The organism is Pedobacter sp. MC2016-14 (assembly GCF_020991475.1).
GTDB lineage: Bacteria > Bacteroidota > Bacteroidia > Sphingobacteriales > Sphingobacteriaceae > Pedobacter.
The window spans coordinates 2,488,146-2,506,652 of the sequence record NZ_JAJMPA010000001.1; the positions used below are offsets into that span (position 1 = coordinate 2,488,146).

Annotated in this window: 10 protein-coding genes; all 10 read left to right on the forward strand. The window is 40.5% G+C overall.

Annotated features, from left to right (window positions below; all coding sequences use genetic code 11):
- Positions 1 to 140: 140 nt before the first annotated feature.
- The 10 genes from LPB86_RS10340 (at position 141) to LPB86_RS10385 (ending at position 18,497) form a co-directional block, all read left to right on the forward strand.
- Positions 141 to 3,482, forward strand: a complete 3,342-nt coding sequence (locus LPB86_RS10340; RefSeq protein ID WP_230643285.1) for a SusC/RagA family TonB-linked outer membrane protein — start codon at positions 141 to 143, stop codon at positions 3,480 to 3,482.
- Between the two features lie 10 nt (positions 3,483 to 3,492).
- The gene (locus LPB86_RS10345) at positions 3,493 to 4,935 is read left to right on the forward strand and encodes a RagB/SusD family nutrient uptake outer membrane protein (RefSeq protein ID WP_230643287.1); all 1,443 of its coding nucleotides are present in this window, start codon (positions 3,493 to 3,495) and stop codon (positions 4,933 to 4,935) included.
- Between the two features lie 72 nt (positions 4,936 to 5,007).
- Complete coding sequence (locus LPB86_RS10350) at positions 5,008 to 5,946, forward strand: ABC transporter ATP-binding protein (protein ID WP_230643290.1); 939 nt, start codon at positions 5,008 to 5,010, stop codon at positions 5,944 to 5,946.
- A 10-nt stretch (positions 5,947 to 5,956) separates the two neighbouring features.
- On the forward strand, positions 5,957 to 8,362 hold the full coding sequence (locus LPB86_RS10355; protein ID WP_230643292.1) for a Gldg family protein: 2,406 nt from the start codon (positions 5,957 to 5,959) through the stop codon (positions 8,360 to 8,362).
- 2 nt (positions 8,363 to 8,364) lie between these two features.
- On the forward strand, positions 8,365 to 11,040 hold the full coding sequence (locus LPB86_RS10360) for a hypothetical protein (RefSeq protein ID WP_230643294.1): 2,676 nt from the start codon (positions 8,365 to 8,367) through the stop codon (positions 11,038 to 11,040).
- Between the two features lie 42 nt (positions 11,041 to 11,082).
- A complete protein-coding gene (locus LPB86_RS10365) occupies positions 11,083 to 11,658 on the forward strand; it encodes an RNA polymerase sigma factor (protein WP_230643297.1) in 576 nt (191 codons plus the stop codon).
- Complete coding sequence (locus LPB86_RS20960) at positions 11,648 to 12,913, forward strand: TonB family protein (RefSeq protein WP_230643300.1); 1,266 nt, start codon at positions 11,648 to 11,650, stop codon at positions 12,911 to 12,913. Before LPB86_RS10365 ends, LPB86_RS20960 begins: the two co-directional genes overlap by 11 nt.
- The gene (locus tag LPB86_RS10375; RefSeq protein ID WP_230643302.1) at positions 12,914 to 13,489 is read left to right on the forward strand and encodes an RNA polymerase sigma-70 factor; all 576 of its coding nucleotides are present in this window, start codon (positions 12,914 to 12,916) and stop codon (positions 13,487 to 13,489) included.
- A gap of 108 nt (positions 13,490 to 13,597) precedes the next feature.
- Positions 13,598 to 14,782 (forward strand): FecR family protein, encoded by a 1,185-nt coding sequence (locus tag LPB86_RS10380; RefSeq protein WP_230643304.1) that lies wholly within the window; start codon positions 13,598 to 13,600, stop codon positions 14,780 to 14,782.
- 223 nt (positions 14,783 to 15,005) lie between these two features.
- Positions 15,006 to 18,497, forward strand: coding sequence for a SusC/RagA family TonB-linked outer membrane protein (locus tag LPB86_RS10385; RefSeq protein WP_230643307.1), 3,492 nt, complete (start codon positions 15,006 to 15,008; stop codon positions 18,495 to 18,497).
- The last annotated feature ends 10 nt before the right edge of the window (positions 18,498 to 18,507 follow it).

Here is an 18,507-nt window from a genome sequence, read left to right on the forward strand (position 1 = left end):
ATACCTGAAAATCTATCCCATTGAATGGGAGAACGATTGAAGAAGACAATTATTCACGATTTAAAGACACGTAAATGTATAAAATTTATACCAAGATTTCGTGCAGCCTGCCGCGCTGCATGACAAAATTTCTATTGATTATGAAGTTAACCACTGTCATATTGATTGCTGCGATAATGCAGGTGAGTGCTGCCTCTTACGGACAGCGAATCACATTTTCAGAGAAAAATGTGACGCTGGATAAGGTGTTTTCTGAAATCAGAAAGCAAACAGGTTATAACGTGTTCCTGTTGGATGCCATTAAAAGCTCTGAAAAGATGGATGCTGATTTTAATAATCTGCTACTTAAGGATGTGCTTGATGATATTTTTAAGAATAGAGATATGAGTTACACGATCCAGGATCAGACCATTATTGCAAGAAAGAAAAAGACTTCTTTGCTGGAGGATGTAGTGAATTATTTTAATAAAATTAATGTCCGTGGACGTGTTATAGACGAAGAGGGTATTCCATTAGCCGGGGCTTCAGTTTTATGGGAGAAAGGCCATATGGTGACCAATACAGATGGTGATGGAAGATTTTACTTGCCTGGCTTAGATGAAAAGGCTGTGTTAACAATTTCCTATGTAGGCTTTAAAACTAAAAGCCTTAAAGTTAAACCAGATATGGGCGAGATTAAAATGGAGCGTTTTGATGCCAATCTGGACGCTGTACAAGTTATTGCCTATGGTACCAATACCAGGCGCTTTAGCGTAGGCTCTGCGGTAACCATTACTGCTGAAGACATTGCCAGTCAACCTGTGACCAATGTTTTACAAGCCCTACAGGGACGCGTTCCAGGTCTTGAGTTAAGACAAAGCAGTGGTGCACCCGGAAGTTCGGTTAAACTTCAGATCAGGGGACAAAATACTTTGAGATCTTCTTTTGCGTTTGGCAGTGATGATGAACTTTACAACCAACCTCTGTTCATTATTGACGGCGTACCTTTTGCACCTCAAAACAGAGATATTAATCAATATTTTGCACTTGGTGCAGCCCGTACTGGTGACGGAATGGAACTGGGTGTAAGTCCATTCAATAACATTAATCCGGCCGATATTGAGTCAATAACTGTGCTTAAAGATGCTGACGCGACTTCAATTTATGGCACTCAGGGTTTAAATGGTGTAATATTGATTACGACCAAAAAAGGTAAAGGTGGTAAAACCAGTTTTACGGCAACTGTAGATAAAAGTATCAACAGGGTAGCACGGCCATTGCAAATGCTGAATACCCAGCAATACCTGGAATTAAGAAAAGAAGCTGCTACCAACGATGGGATCGCACCAGACCAATATGATATGTATAGTTTCCCTGATTTGGTGGTCTTTGACCAGAATAAGTATACTAATTTCTACGACGAATTCTTTAACAATACAGCTAGTACAACACGCACGCACGGGAGTTTGACCGGAGGTTCTGAAAATACAAACTTTGTATTTAGTGGTGGATATTCAAAATCGGATTATAATTTCCCGGGTGATTACGCGGAGAAGACTTTTACCATGCACTCTGCCGTTCATCATGGCGTATGGAATAACAGGTTAACCTTTGATTTCGGGACTGATTATTCTTATAATAGAAATAATACTTCAGGGAATCCTAACATTACGTCAATTTACCTTACTCCGCCAAACCTGCCGGATATGCTGGATGCATCGGGAAACCTGGTCTGGAATTACAAAGGGGTAGATATTACCCAGTTTCAACAGTACGCTTATATAAAAGAAACCAGTTTGGCACAATCTTATAATTTAAATACTTCTTTAAGGCTAGGCTGGAAAATCATGAACGGGCTTAAGTTTACCACGAATTTGGGATATAGCCGGTTTAATACTACACAGTATACCACACATCCTAAAAGTTCGGTAAACCCGGCTTATAATGCGATATCCAGGGTTGAGGTTGGAGATCAGAAGTTTGAAACCCTTAACATCGAGCCGCAACTGGATTTTGAACGCAATCTAGGCAGGGGTGTTTTAAATGTGCTTTTGGGTTCTACCTATAAGAAAAGCCTGGATTACAGTACCAATATTATGGCACAAGGGTATGGAAGTGAAGCATTGATGGGATCTTTAAGCGGGGCGACCAGTTTTCAAATTGGAGACAATAATACCATTTATAAATATAGTGGAGGATTTGGAAGGCTCGGCTACATTTACAACCAGAAGTATATCCTGAGTTTAACTGCCAGGAGAGACATTTCAAGTAATTTTGGGTCTGGACGCCAGCTTGGCAATTTTGGTTCAGCAGCATTGGGTTGGATTTTTTCAGAAGAACAGGGCTTTAAAAACCTACTGCCTTTTGTAAGTTATGCCAAACTCTACGGAAGTTACGGTACCACAGGAGGTGATGGTGTAGAAGCATACCGTTACAAACCATACTGGATATCTGGCACCACTGCCCCCTTGTTTCAGGGTGTACGTTCGTATATTCCTTATAATTTATATAACCCCGATTACAGCTGGAGCACAAAGAAATCCCTGAACATCAGTATGGATCTTGGATTTTTAAACAACAGACTGATCATTAACGGTACATGGTATAGAAATAGAACGGGAAACCAATTGATTGCGAGTGCCTTGCCAATTCAGGTTGGTTTTAACGATGTTACAGAAAATTTCCAGGCTGTATTGCAGGATAAAGGATGGGAATTTACACTGACTTCAACCAATTTGAAGTCGAAGGATTTTAACTGGAACTCTTCATTTAACATTAGCTTTAACCGTAACAAGCTCATTGCTTTTCCCGGCTTAGAAAACTCTGCATATAATTATAGTTATTTTATTGGGCAGTCTACCAGTGCGGTGCTTGGCTTTAATTATAAGGGCGTTAACCCGGAAACAGGTTTGTTTGAATTTTATAAAGCCAATGGAGAAGTGACCAGCAACCCAGACTATAACCTGGCTTCTAAGGGTGGCGATCAAAGCATAATTGCTGATTTGCAACCTAAATTTTTCGGAGGTTTAGGCAATAATTTTACGTATAAAAATTTCAGTTTATCTGTATTTCTCCAATTCAGTAAAACGCTGGGTATAAACTATATTGGAGGACTCTATTCACAGGGTAGAACTGGAATCGGCGGTTTGGGCAATATTCCTGTTATAGCGCTGGATCATTGGAAAAAGCCTGGCGACATCAGTGATATTCAGAAAGCAACTTCCACGTATGGCGAGGTTTCTACTGCTGCAGGTGCCTTCCAGATATCTTCTGGTGCCATTAGTGATGCTTCTTATATCCGGTTAAAAACGGTGTCTTTAGGGTATACACTTCCTCAGGCTGTATTTAGAAAAGCTGGTATGCAGAACTTTAAGGTTTATGTGAATACGCAGAACTTATTTACGATAACCGGTTATAAAGTAGGTGATCCGGAAGCTGCAGGAAGTACTTACGGCATGCCGATTCAGCGCAACATTGCATTTGGTTTATCCTTTAACTATTAAAGCAACGAAAATGAAATTTCATACATCATATTTAAAAATAACCACTCTTTTAATCATCATATGCTTGGTTAACAATGCATGTAAAAAGTTGGTAGAGATTCCTGATAATCCTGCCAACAGGGTGGCAGATGCACTTGTTTTTACCGATAGTGCCAATGTAATGAGTGCTATGGCAGGCGTTTACAATGGTATTGGTGCCTCATCTGGAAATCCTTCTTTTTTAAGTGGGGCAATGACTGCGGCAACAGGCTTATCATCTGATGAGTTGAATACGACACAAGGCTGGGACGAGGGCGCTGTGCAACTTCAGAACAATAATATCCTGGCAGATAATTATACGGTTAGTGACTTATGGAATGGTGCCTATGGTACAGAGAAGCTGTATATTGTAAATGCTTGTTTGCAAGGTATAAATGGCAGCACCGGAATAAGTGCTTCCTTAAAGAAACAACTGCTGGCTGAGTTAAAAATGGTAAGGGCATTGTATTATTTTACCCTCGTTAACTTATACGGTGGTGTGCCGTTGGTGACCAGCATTGATTATAAATTAACCAGAACCCTGCCAAGGGCATCGGTAGATCAGGTTTATGCTCAAATTTTTTCTGATCTTTTGGATGCGGAAAGGGACATCAGTATAGATTATCCGTCTTCTGGTCGTGCCAGACCAAACACTTATGTAGTAAAAGCTTTGCTTGCGAAGGTATATCTTTACAGGAAAGAATGGAGAAAGGCTGCTGATCTTGCGACTGAGGTGATTGGTTCTGGTCATTATTCGCTGGTGCCCATTGACAATATTTTTCTTACAGGAAGTAATGAAGCGATTTGGCAATTGCCCGCAATTAGCTTAATCACTTCACAAACTGCAGAAGCACGTGCTTTTCTTGCTTACCCCTACGCTCCCGGTCAGTTGCCAAGTTATCAGGTTACGGATGCACTGTTGAATGCTTTTGAAATTGGTGATCCGAGAAAGGAAAAATGGCTAAACCTTACCCGAATTCAGACTGGAGCAACAACTTTTGAAGATATTTATGCACCGTATAAATATAAAAACTGGGATACAAAGGCAAGCACGATTGAGGATTATATGATGTTGCGCATGGGCGAGCAATACCTGATCCGTGCAGAAGCCCTGGCTCAACTTAACCTGGTAGGGGATGCGGTTGATGACATCAACGAGCTGCGGGAACGTGCCCGAGGAACAACTACTGCACTGCCTGCTTATTCCAGGACAATTTCTAAAGCGGATTGCCTGGAAGCTGTGGCGAAGGAAAGAAGGATAGAACTGATGTGTGAATGGGGCAACCGATGGTTTGACCTGAAGAGAACAGGTGAGGCTGTGACTGTACTAACTACGCTTAAGCCTGACTTTGAAGATAACGATCTGCTTTATCCCATTCCAAGGACCCAAATACAATTGAATCCTTTTCTGATCCAGAACCTGGGTTATAAATAAATAACACCTATAGATTTCATGATGTACCTGTCTGCTTTTGCAGGCGGGCAGGTACTCTTTTTTAAAAAATATATGAAACATCCGATTTTAAAAATTGAAAATTTATCTCACAGGTACAGTACTTCATGGGCTATCCGTGACATCAACCTGGAAATTAATGAGACTGGTATTGTAGGTCTGCTGGGTTCCAATGGTGCTGGTAAATCAACCACAATGAACATCATGTGTGGCGTGTTAAACAATACGGAAGGGAAGGTTTACATTGATGGGATAGACATGAGTATGCATCCTGAGGAGGCAAAAAAACGCATTGGTTTTTTACCCCAAAACCCGCCACTATACCTGGATTATACCGTAGATGAATACCTGGTTTATTGTGCCCAGCTCCGTTTAATTGCGAAGAATAAAATTAAGCAGGCGGTAGAAGAGGCTAAGGAGCGATGTGGAATTGCCCATTTTAGCAACAGGCTGCTTAAAAACCTGTCTGGGGGGTATAAACAGCGTGTGGGGATAGCGCAAGCCATTATTCATCGCCCTAAGCTGGTGGTATTGGACGAGCCTACAAATGGCCTTGACCCCAACCAAATTGTGGAAGTCCGTTTGCTGATTAAGGAGATTGCGGCCGACAGGGCAGTTATCCTGTCATCTCATGTGCTTTCTGAAATACAATTGCTGTGCAACGACATCACTATGATTGAGGGTGGAAAGATTGTTTTTGCTGACAGCATGGAAGCTTTTAACAATTATGTAGAGCCGCATAGTGTAGTGGTACAGTTGCACAATGCGCCTGCAGTAGCTGAATTGCTAAAAATACCAGGCGTTACGAGTGTGGATGTGTTGACCGAAAGACAGCTGCGTATCTTCTTTAACGGCGATCAGGAAGTAACGGAACGCATTGTAGAAACCAGCGTTCAAAACCGCTGGCAGTTGAGAGAAATTAGTCTCGACAAAAGTTCTGTAGATGAAATATTTGCACAGTTGTCTAATAAATCAAAAATTAAAACTACCTAATCATATTGTAATGAACACTTCATTAAAAATTGCAATCGCTGAGCTGAAGACCTTATTTTACTCACCTATTGCCTGGTTTCTGACCATTATCTTTGTTTTTCAAAGTTCATTAACGTATACCTCTATTGTAGAAGAATGGCTCACTAAACAGGAATTGGGCGGTGGCTATCTTCGGTCCGTTGGGTATTTGACCAATAATGTATTTGGGTTTTACGGGCTTTACGGAGCAATGGTCAAAAAAATCTTTTTATATCTTCCATTGATTACCATGGGCCTGATTAGCCGTGAGACCAACAGTGGCACCATCAAATTACTGTATTCTTCTCCTGTTAAACTAAGAGAGATTGTGGGCGGTAAATATATTGCTATGGTTTTTTATAGCTTTTTGCTAACCCTGGTCCTTTCTATATTTGTATTCACCAGTACATTTATCATTAAATCTGCCGATACATCTTCCATGCTGGTGGGCTTGTTTGGTATTTTTATGCTCCTGTGTACCTATTCTGCTATCGGTTTGTTTATGTCGGCATTGACCACATATCAGGTAGTAGCGGCACTGAGTACGCTGGTGGTATTTGGTGTATTCAGTTACATTGGTACGGTTTGGCAGGATATTGATTTTATCAGAAGTCTGACTTACTTTCTTTCTATTACCTCAAGAACGGATCATATGACTGTTGGTTTGCTGAGTAGTAAAGATGTGATTTACTTTGTTGTAATTATTGCCATGTTCCTGATGTTTACATTTTTCAGGTTACAATCTGACAGGAAAACGGTTTCTACTTTACATGCTGTTATAAAGTATTCAGCAACCTTTGCTCTGGCGCTTCTTATAGGTTACGTAAGCAGTATGCCTAGGTTTATCGCTTCTTACGATGGCACAGGTACAAAAGTATTTACACTCCATCCAAATGCCTTGAAAGGGGTAGAACAATTGGGCGATGAACCTTTAGAAATTACTTCGTACATCAACTTACTTGATCCATTTATATGGCAGGGTTTACCGAATCAGCGCAATACGGACCTGGACCGTTGGGAGCCTTACCTGAGGGCTAAGCATAATGTGACTTTAAAGTACGTATATTATTATGACATGCCTGGAAAGGAACAGCAGCTGATGGAGAATAATCCTGGGAAAACGTTGAAGCAAATTGCTGAAAATTCTGCCAAGTCTTTTCACATGAGTATGGATAAATTTAAAACTCCGGAAGAAATCAGAAAAGAGGTAGACCTGCGTACAGAAAATAACCGTTATGTTATTCAGCTAAAGTCCAAAGGAAAATCAACCTTTTTAAGATTGTATAATGATATGAAAACTTTTCCTTCAGAAACGGAGATTGCTGCAGCTTTACACAGGTTAACGGCAAAAAGCTTTCCGAAGATTGTTTTTGTAGAAAGTGAAATGGAGCGTGGCAGAAATCCTCAGGGAGATAGGGACTATGGAATTCTAAGCAATGGCATTGGTACCAGAGAGTCATTAATTAACCAGGGTTTTGATACCGAAAGCATTTCTTTAACTGAACAGGAGATTCCTGCGGATGCTTCTGTTTTAGTGATTGCTGGTCCACGTAAGGATTTCAGTCCTGTGGGAATGGCCCAAATTCAGCGCTATATAGATGGTGGAGGCAATTTATTAATTACGGCTGAGCCTGGAAAACAAACTGTCATTAACCCCTTACTTAAGGGTTTGGGTGTCCAGTTAATGGATGGTCAGCTGGTGCAAGACGACAATCTATTGAATGTGGGTAAACCAAAGGGCAACCAGGGACCAAGCATGGGAAGCGTGGGCATTTCTATCAATGGACAGTCTATGGGTGCTAGCAATGATGGATTTACTTACGAGTTGATTAAGGCTAAACTAACTGATGCTGCTGCAAGCTATTCCTGGCATTTGCAGGAACCGGTAAAGAATGGTTCGGTGATTGGTATGATGGGGGCAACTGCTTTATCTTATGTAAAAACGGGACCTTTTACGATACAGCCACTTGTGGTAACAGACGAACGGGTAAGCTGGTTAAAAAAAGGCAAATTGGTTGCGGATTCTGGCACCGTTGCTTTTGTGCCGGCAGATGGGGATGTTAAAGGAAGTTTCCCTACGGTATTGGCTTTAAACCGTAAAGTTAATGGCCGGGAACAGCGTATCGTGATCTCAGGAAGTGTTGATTTGTTCAGTAATGGGGGCTTAATGAGACGAATGGAGACGGAACCGGCAAATATGGCATTGGGTATTGGTCTGTTTAGCTGGTTTGCGAACAATGAGTTTCCGGTAGATACCCGTCATGAGCCAATGAAAGACAATAGATTTAATTTGACTTCTGCGGGTTTAAAAACGATAAAAATAGTTTACATGGGCGTATTGCCAGGAATATTACTGGTAATTGGTTCTATATTTTTAATGAGGCGTAAAAGAAAATAGCTATGCAATTTGCAACAGACCGGCAAACGCTGGAGGACCTGAATATTTTTGGTAAACACGGAAATAATTCTGTGTTTGCCATTTTTAATAAAACCGTAACACGAGGGGGTGCAGCTTTGTTAGAGGAGATGTTTAGGTATCCTTTAACTGACGAAAAGGTCATTAACCGCCGAAGTGGCATTATTCAATATTTTGCCGGGACCAATTTAGCCTTTCCTTTTGATACGGCTATTTTTGACGCAATTGAGCAGTATTTGCTGAATACTGATGAGCGAACTAAATTGCTGGGGCAGGAGCAGTCGGCTACTAAAAGGCTCAGCAATTTGATTGCTATGGATACAGAGACCTTAATTATCCATAAGGGAATTGATGCAGTAGTAGATTTGATTCGGGGGCTGCAAGGCTTCGTGACATCGTTTGAGTTGAAAGCCGGGCATCCTTACCAGGAGGAGATGGATGGAATAAGACATTTACTGTCTTCGGCAGTTTTTGAAAGTGTGGCTGTTGCACTTAGCAAAAGTAAACGATCTGCAATGGAAGATGCTGAACTTGATGTGCTTTTTCGCTTTCGGGAGCGTGACTTGCTGCAGAAATTACTTCGGCAGATTTACTTTCTGGATGTTTATCTGTCGCTCGCCAAGGTTGCCAATTCAAAAGGATTTTGTTTTCCTAAAGCATTACCTGGAGATCATCATTATGCTAAGTTAGAAGGCCTATATCACCCACAAATTATAAACGCGGTCACCAATTCCATTGAAATTACGCCAAACAGCAATGTGATTTTCCTTACAGGGGCAAATATGGCAGGTAAGTCTACCTTAATGAAGTCTTTGAGCGTGGCCTTGTACCTGGCGCACATGGGTTTCCCAATTGCCGCCGTAACGATGGAGTTTTCGGTATTAGATGGGATTTTTACCACCATAAACCTGCCTGACGATTTAGGGATGGGGGCCAGCCATTTCTATGCAGAGGTGTTGCGCGCAAAAAAAGTAGCAAACGAATTGAAAACTAAAAACTTGTTTGTCCTTTTTGACGAGTTGTTTCGTGGTACCAATGTAAAAGATGCAGCAGAAGCTACAATAGCTTTTACAGAAGCATTTGCAAAAAAGCGAGACAGTATGTTTATGATCTCTACACACATTATTGAAGCAGGGGAAATATTGAAGACGCGATGTGAAAACATTAATTTTGTGTATTTACCTACCAGAATGGAAGGGACAAAGCCGGTTTATACATATAAATTGGAGAAAGGGCTTACTGCAGACCGGCATGGAATGGTTATTATTAAAAATGAGGGCATTTTGGAATTGCTGGAACGTGGCACCCTTCCTTCGGTTTGGAATGAATTTATAGTTGATAAACAAACGCTAACGGACCTGAACCTTTTAGGGAAATACAAACAGCATTCCATTTACAATATCTTTAATAAAGTACATACTAAGGGAGGAGAAAGATTGCTTCAGGAGATGTTTCAACATCCTTTGTTAGATGCAGATCTTATCAATGAGCGGAGTACGCTTTTTAAGTGTTTTGAGGAAATGGACCTCGAATTTCCTTTTGAACAGCATATGTTTGAACAAGCAGAAAGTTATCTTGGAATGGCTGCCGGAAATAATTATCTTGCAGTACTGGTTGATATGCTTGTTGCAAAAGGCAAAGCATCGTTTTTACACGATGGGCAATTTGATTTGATTTATGGCGGTTTGCTGGCAACGGTTGAATTTTTAAATGTTTGTTATGATTTCGTGAAGCGGCTAAGTGCTGCACAGCAATTAACAAATCAAGTGGATCATCCTTATAAAAAGGAAGTTGAGCTGCTGGAGCTGCTGTTTGCCGAGCCTGATTTGCAATGGATAAAATTGGAACACAGTAAGGCAAATCTTTCGATAGCTAAGGTGGCTAGATATGATTTCTTGCTGAAACACAAGCACCGGGAAAAGTTAGCCGCTTTATTAACCTCTGTTTATCGTCTGGATGTATTTATCTCGGTAGCTAATGTTGCAAAGGAAAGGGGCTTTGCTTACGCAAATGCTTTACCGAAGGAGTTAAATGTGATCCGAAGTACTGCTTTATGGCATCCGGCTTTATTAAAAGGAATAGCTAATCCGGTTTCATTTAACCAGCAGCGTAATATGATTTTCCTGACCGGCGCAAATATGGCAGGGAAGTCTACTTTTATGAAAGCTGCTGGAATAGCTGTTTATCTTGCCCATTTAGGATTCCCTGTTGCAGCCAGGGATATGCAGTTTTCAGTTTTGGATGGCTTATATTCTTCTATTAATGTTCCTGATAACTTAAACATGGGCTATAGTCATTTCTACGCTGAAGTATTGAGGGTAAAACATGTTGCAGAAGAAGTGGCCAGCGGAAAAAATATGTTGGTATTATTTGACGAGTTGTTTAAAGGAACCAATGTAAAAGATGCTTACGATGGCACGTTAGAGGTAAGCAGATCTTTTGCTAAGTATAGGAACTGTTCCTTTATCATTTCTACGCACATCATAGAAGTTGGAACAGCCTTAAAAGAAGAAGATAGTAATTTGCAGTTTTCTTATTTACCTACGGTAATGGAGGGAAACAAGCCTACATATACTTATGTACTGCAGGAAGGTATAACCACTGATAGACAAGGTATGATGATTATTGAAAATGAGGGGATTTTGGAAGTTTTAAATTAGTACCTACCATAATCAACAGAAAAAAACTACTTTTATGCCTAGATGAATTGGTTAAGTAGCACTAAAAAATCAGATCCTGTAAACGAGGAGTTGCTGTTAAAGCGATATCAGGAGACTGATGATTTGGTATTGCTTTCAGAATTGTTTCAAAATCATTCATCTATGGTATATTACGTTTGTTTACGCTATCTGCAGGATGCAGAGGCGAGTAAAGATGCAGTGATGCAGATTTTTGAAGAACTGATTACCAAAGTTAAAAGGCAGGAAATTAAGCATTTCGGGAACTGGTTATATGGGTTGAGCCGCAACCATTGTTTGATGCAATTACGTGCCGGCAAAAAAATGCCCCAAGTTCCTTTTGAAGATTTTGTGGAATCTCCTGACTTTTCGCATCAAGAGGATCCAGAAGGGAAGGAAAGGAAACTGACTGCACTGGAACAATGTTTGGAAAAGCTTCCTGAGCGGCAAAAGCAAAGCATTCAATTGTTTTTTTTGCAGGAAAAATGCTATAAGGATATTGTAGACCATACCGGATTTAGTTTAAATGACGTTAAAAGCTACATACAGAATGGTAAGAGGAATTTAAAAATTTGCATGGAAAAAAATCGTGAAGAGTAATCATCCCGACATATCATTAATCAGGAAGTATCTTAACGGAGAGCTTGATGGACCTGCTATGTACCAGCTGGAAAGGCAGGCACAGGATGATCCTATGTTGATGGATGTGATTACGGGCATGGAAATGGGAGATAGAAATGGGGATGCAAAACAATTTGAGGAAATCAGCCAGCTAATTACAAACCGTATTGCTGAAAAACGTTCTGTAAAGTTGATTTCCTGGAAAACTTTTTCCATAGCGGCATCCTTGCTGATAGGTATTGGGTTTATTGCCTTTTTTATGCTGGATAAGCCAGCGGATGTGGCTTTGGTTACGCAGTCTAAAGAGGTAATTCAATCTAAAGAGGTAATTGAACAGGCAAAACCAGATACTTCTGTTGCTATCAAAGAAGTACCCTTGCCTGAAATGGAGGCGATTAAATCTAATCCAACTTTATTAGCAGTTAGAAAGAAAACAAGTAGAAAAGTTAAAGGCTCGCGTGTAGAACCAGGTATTGCCATGGCTGATTTGGCAAGAAAAGATTCTATAATTTACAACGCAGAGGCTTTGAACGAAGTAGTGGTTATAGGGTATGGCGTGCAAAAGAAAACATCAATTACGGGTTCGGTTTCCACGATAGATACCTCTTTGAAGGCAAAGGCTACCTTGCAGGATGCGTTGGTTGGTCGTTTGGCTGGTATAAGTGTGTCAAAAAGTAAAAGAGAGAGGTCTGAGGCTAAGCCACTTAAAAAAGATGCTGAAAATAGCATAAGGATTAGGGGGATGAGTACCTTAACAGGTGATCAGAAACCATTGTTTATTGTGGATGGAATGCCTTACAATGGAGATATCAATGCGCTGGATCCGAAGGTGATTTCGTCCTTTGAGGTTTTAAAAGATGCTTCTGCAACTGCGTTGTATGGATCCAGGGCTGCAAATGGTGTGATTATTATAACTACTACGAATACCCTTAATGAGGTAGTTGTTGCTGCCCATGGAGCTGTAAAAAAGCAAAAACCTGAACCTTTAGTGGGCTGGAAGGTTTATGAGCACTATTTAGAAAAAGAAGCTACACTTGGCGATAAAAGCAAAGGAAAAGTGACGCTTACCTTTACGCTCGGGCCTGAAGGAAAACCATTAAATTTGAAGGTTGTGAAAAGTGATGGCGATGCAATGAGTAAAAAGGCAATTGAATTGATTACCAATGGATCAAAATGGCATCCTGGCAAAGGGATGAACGATAAAGAAATTAAGCTTAAGGTTAAGTTTCATTAGATGGATGTTTACCGTAACTATACTGATGTAGAGTTAACGGATCTTTTAAGGTCTGGTGATCACTTGGCATTTACTGAAATTTATAAACGGTATACCAATGTATTGCAGGGCCATGCGTATTCGAAATTACAAGACAGGGAGGAGGCCATTGACCTGGTACAGGAACTTTTTGTTTCATTATGGACGAAAAGAGAAAGCATCGTCATCCACACTACATTATCTGGCTATTTATATACAGCGGTTAGGAACAGGATTTTAAATGTTATACTCCATAAAAAGGTAGCTTCTGACTATATCACTTCTTTGCAGGATTTTATAGACCATGGAGAAGCGTTAACGGATCATTTGGTGAGGGAGAAAGAGCTAAGGCTGATTATTGAAAAGGAAATTTCTGCATTGCCCGAAAAAATGCGTGCTGTTTTTGAATTGAGTAGAAAAGAAGGGCTTTCTCATAAGGAGATTGCTGAAAAATTAGGTTTGTCTGAAAAAACAGTCAAAAATCAAGTGAATAATAGTTTGAAAGCATTAAAAGGGAAGCTCGGCCCTTTGTTTGTGTTTCTTGTTTTGATGAATTAGTTGTCTTTTTTTAATTTATTTCAATTATTTTCAATTTTGTCTGGGCCCTAAGGCCATCTTGCTTGTCTTTGTTTTAATTGGAGGCATAAAACCTTCCGTTTGCTGTAAATGAAAACAACAAAAGCTAAAGAATTACTAGAGAAGTATCAGCAAGGCTTGTGTACAGAAGAAGAAAAATCTATTGTAGAGACCTGGTATCTGAAACATAGGGTTTTAAACCCGATAGCAGTTTCTGAAGAGGAACGCTTAACGGATATCTACAAAATCTGGGATATTTTGGCGCAAAAAACCAGTATAGAAGCACCTCTAGAAGTTGTAGTAAAAGAAATTAAGGGAGCTTCATTAAAGCTTTGGTACCAGATTGCTGCTGCGGCATCTATACTATTAATCATAGGCTTAGCGATCATTTTGAACCGTCCTAAAGAAGATCGCTATCAACAACTTGATGCTAAAAGTGATATTCCTGCCGGAAACAACCGGGCAATATTAACATTGGCTAACGGTAAAAAAATAGACCTTTCTGGTGCAGGTAAGGGAGAGATTGCTAAAGAATCGGGTATTAGTATTGTGAAATTAGCAGATGGACAGGTGGTTTATACTGTTGTTCAGCAAAACCTGAAAATTCAGGATGAGCGGAGTTACAATACGATTTCTACACCCAGAGGTGGCCAGTATCAGGTTAATTTACCGGATGGATCAAAGATTTGGTTGAATGCGGCCTCATCATTAAAATTTCCGGCAAGTTTTGCCAATTTAAAAGAGCGAAAGGTAATTTTAAGTGGTGAGGCATATTTTGACGTTTTTCATGATGCTAAACAGCCTTTCCGAGTTGAAACCGCAGGCCAGGTAGTAGAAGATATAGGTACACAATTTAATATTAACAGCTACAATGACGAACCAGTAGTGAAAACTACTTTGGTGGAAGGTTCCGCCCGTGTTATGCCGTCATCTCGACAGCACGAAGCAACGAGAGATCTAATTTTAATGCCTGGTCAGCAGGCAATATTTGACCGCAGGGAAGCAATAAAAATGCAAAATGCAGATTTGCAGGAGGCCATTGCCTGGAAAAAAGGTGATTTCGTTTTCAGAAATGCAGACTTTAGAAATGTAATGCGTAAAATAGCCCGATGGTACGACGTAGAAATCATATATGATGCTTCCGCACCTTTAGACATCCCGTTAGGAGGACTGGTTTCAAGGTCTAAAAATATTTCTGTGCTGTTAAACCTTATGGAAGAAACAGGAGCTGTTCATTTTAAAGTAGAAGGGAGGAAGATAACAGTGAGTAAATAGTTACCAAAACCTGAAATGACGAAGCTTAAATAAAAAAGCCAGAGGTGCTACGAACACTCCTGGCGATGATCAGTTCCGTCAATAATATTTAGACAACAGTATCAACTTAGAACCAATACAAATGTACAAAATTTACACAAGGAACTTGGGTATACCTTTGCGGTATGTCCGCAAAACTATGCTCATTATGCGACTAACCACCGTTTTATTAATAGCAACCATAATGCAGGTCAGCGCAGCCGGTTATGCGCAGAAGATCTCACTAAACGAAAAGAACGCAGCCTTAGAACAAATCTTTAATAAGATTCGTTTGCAGAGCGGGTATGATTTTCTGTTTAACAGAAACCTGCTCAAAAAGGCAAAAGCAGTAGATATTTACATTAAGGATGCAAGTTTACAGGAAGCTTTAGAGCGCTCCTTTTCTGGTCAGCCGTTTACATTCGTGATTCAGGAAAAGACAATTATTGTGAAAGAAAAGCAGCCCTCCATTCTGGAAAAAATCTCATCTGTATTTGCTAATATTGATGTTAAGGGGCTTTTGCTGGATGAAAATGGCATGCCTATGCCCGGTGCTACTTTAACCGTAAAAGGCAGCAGCCGTTTTGTAAAAACCAATGATAAAGGAGAGTTTAGCCTGAACAATGTTGATGAGGAAGCTATTCTGGTCATTACCTTTTTAGGTTATGAAAAACTGGAAGTTAAGGTAGAGCCCAACATGGCTGTAGCGATGAAATTGGCCAGCAGTAAACTTCAGGAAGTGAACATCACTTACAATACCGGTTACCAGAAAATTTCTAAAGAACGGGCTACTGGATCTTTTGCCAAGCCAGATATGGAGATATTTAAAAAACGTACAGGATCAATGGACATTATGAGTCGCCTGGACGGCTTGGTGCCGGGCTTAACCATTTTTAACGGCCCGAATAATTTAGATGGAAATGATGAGAAGGGTAGAACACAAAAAGCCTTAGTAAGAGGTAAAGGGAGCGTAAGGACAGATACAGAACCCTTGTATGTAGTTAATGGAATGAGGGTTGAAAACTTTTCCAATATCAATCCGGATGATGTTGAGGATATTACCGTGCTTAAGGATGCCGCTGCGGCAGCCATATGGGGAATTAAATCTGCCAATGGGGTGATTGTAGTAACCACCAAATCTGGTGCAAAAGAAAAAAAGCTGAATATCAGTTATTCCGGATTTGTAAATATCCAGGGAAGACCAGACCGGGATTATATGCGACTGATGAATTCAGCGCAATACATTCAAACAGCAAGGGAATTATTTAGCCAGTCTAATTACCCCGCATACTCTCCATTCCGTTTTGTGGCGCCACACGAGCAGATCTTGTACGATGGACGAATTGGAAATACCAGGAGCATTACAAGTGCTGCCAGTGCCAAATTGGATAGTCTGGCGGCTATAGACAATACCAGTCAGCTGAATGAACTTTGGTCACAAAATGCCATCACTAGTAACCATACCCTGTCCATCGGTGGTGGTACGGAACTTTATTCTGCCTATACCTCGGTTTCTTATACCAACGATCGCAGCAACAGGCCGGGGCAAAAAGGCGAAACTTACAGGCTTAACCTGAACCAAACGTTTAACCCCACCAAATACTTAACTTTTACGCTGTTCACAGGATTGAACAATTCCATTAGCAAAGGAGATAACGCACCAACAGTACCGGCTGATGTACTTCCTTACCAGTTATTTAAAGACAATCAGGGCAATAATTTAAACTTAAATTATATCCAGGCTATTGCTGCGGAAGATAAGGCAGATTGGGAAGCGCGTAGCCGCATTAATTTGGATTATAATCCATTGAATGAACGCGATTTCGGTTTTAACGATGCCAACAGAACGGCCATCAATGTCATTGGTGGAGTTGAGCTAAAGCTATTTAAAGGTTTAGTTTTTCAAGGGAATTATGGCATTCAGAAATCCCCGGGTACTACCCATAATTATAATGACTACAGGAGTTACAGTTCAAGAAGGCAATTGTTAAATTTAACCGTGGCGCCAACTATAGATGATGTACCTGTTTATTATCTGCCTACTACAGGTGGTACTTACAGTGTGGGTGAAAGTACTCAAAAAGACTGGACCGTACGTAACCAGTTAATTTACAACTCAAGAGTACGTGATGGAAAAGATTACTTATCGGTACAGTTGGGCCAGGAAGGCAACGAGCAGCACGGTTATAGTACAATATCCGTGCTTAGGGGTTACGATTTAGACAAGCAAACCTATGCACTCCTGGATTACGCAGCCTTAAAACGGGGGATTTTTCCAACTGTACCTGGCGGTCGTGGTGGATTGGCAGAAGCTCCATTTTCTACAACAGACCTGGTTAGCAGGTTTGCCTCCTATTTTGCCTTATTAAGTTATACTTTCGACGGTAAATATACATTGGATGGAAGTTGGAGAGTAGACCGCAATACACAGGTGGGTGGTGATGCCGCAGTTCAGGACAAGCCTATCTGGAGCGTAGGTGGAAAATGGCAGATTATCAAAGAGCCATTTATGAAAAATTTAACCTGGTTAGATGATCTTGGTATCCGTGCAACCTATGGGATGACCGGAAATGCACCTGCTTCTGGCGCAAACTCATCAAAAGATGTTTTAGCACTTGAAAATTACAATGCTATCGTTGGTGACGGGGCTTATATCGATATCCCGGCAAACAGAGGTTTAAACTGGGAATCCACCCGCACCATTAATATTGGAATTAACTTTTCTACCCTTAAATCCCGACTAAATGGTAGTATTGACCTGTACGACAGGAACACCACCAATCTACTAGCCACCGTACTGCGCAACCCGTTTGTTGGGGTTAAAGATGCTACTGGTAACCTCGGTCAATTATCAAACAAAGGAATAGAATTGAGTTTAACGAGCCAGAATATTCAGAGCAATGATTTTAACTGGAGTACAACATTCAACTTCAGTTACAATTACAATAAACTGGTTTCGTATGAAGTAGTACCTATCGAATTATTATCAGCATTGGGTAAAGTAGGCTCAAATTATTACGTTGGCCATAGCATGTCTTCTTTATTTGCATACCAATATGCCGGACTAGATGCTGCAGGAGATCCTATGGTACGACTGAATGACGGAACAGTTACCAAAGACAGGAATGTTGCACAAGTAGATGATATTGTATACATGGGCACTACCATACCGAAATTTAATGGCGGTTTGTCTAATACTTTTAGTTATAAAGATTTTAGCATCAGTGCAAATTTGTCTTATAACCTCGGGAACGTAATGCGTAAAGAAACCATCGACTTTTTTACCGGCCGTTTAAGCGGTACGGAAGGCTCTTTTTCTGGAAATCTTAGCACGTTGTTTTTAGAGCGCTGGAGAAACCCAGGTGATGAGCTGATCACGAATATTCCTCGTTATATAGCAAATAGCTCGCAGAGTTCGCAAAGGGAACTAGATTATTATTCAAGAGGTGACGCTAATGTGGTAAGCGCTGCATATGTGAAGTTGCGCGATATTTCCTTGTCATACTCCTTGCCATCAAATATTACGAGAGCGTTGCACATCGGTTCTGCAAGGTTTTTTGTACAGGGTACTAACTTTTTGGTCTGGGCCAAAAATAAGGATGGGATAGATCCTGAATATGCCAGTTTATCTGGTGGTGGAAGAAGTTTGCCTCCTTTTAAGCATTCATTTAGTTTAGGTACAAACATCAGCTTTTAATCATCATAAT

Excerpts from the sequence above, each read along its gene's own strand:
- LPB86_RS10360 (WP_230643294.1), top strand. The coding sequence starts at position 8,365 with ATGCAATTTGCAACAGACCGGCAAACGCTGGAGGACCTGAATATTTTT.
- LPB86_RS10365 (WP_230643297.1), top strand. The coding sequence starts at position 11,083 with ATGAATTGGTTAAGTAGCACTAAAAAATCAGATCCTGTAAACGAGGAG.
- LPB86_RS10355 (WP_230643292.1), top strand. The coding sequence starts at position 5,957 with ATGAACACTTCATTAAAAATTGCAATCGCTGAGCTGAAGACCTTATTT.
- LPB86_RS10385 (WP_230643307.1), top strand. The coding sequence starts at position 15,006 with ATGCAGGTCAGCGCAGCCGGTTATGCGCAGAAGATCTCACTAAACGAA.
- LPB86_RS10380 (WP_230643304.1), top strand. The coding sequence starts at position 13,598 with ATGAAAACAACAAAAGCTAAAGAATTACTAGAGAAGTATCAGCAAGGC.
- LPB86_RS10340 (WP_230643285.1), top strand. The coding sequence starts at position 141 with ATGAAGTTAACCACTGTCATATTGATTGCTGCGATAATGCAGGTGAGT.
- LPB86_RS10345 (WP_230643287.1), top strand. The coding sequence starts at position 3,493 with ATGAAATTTCATACATCATATTTAAAAATAACCACTCTTTTAATCATC.
- LPB86_RS10350 (WP_230643290.1), top strand. The coding sequence starts at position 5,008 with ATGAAACATCCGATTTTAAAAATTGAAAATTTATCTCACAGGTACAGT.
- LPB86_RS10375 (WP_230643302.1), top strand. The coding sequence starts at position 12,914 with ATGGATGTTTACCGTAACTATACTGATGTAGAGTTAACGGATCTTTTA.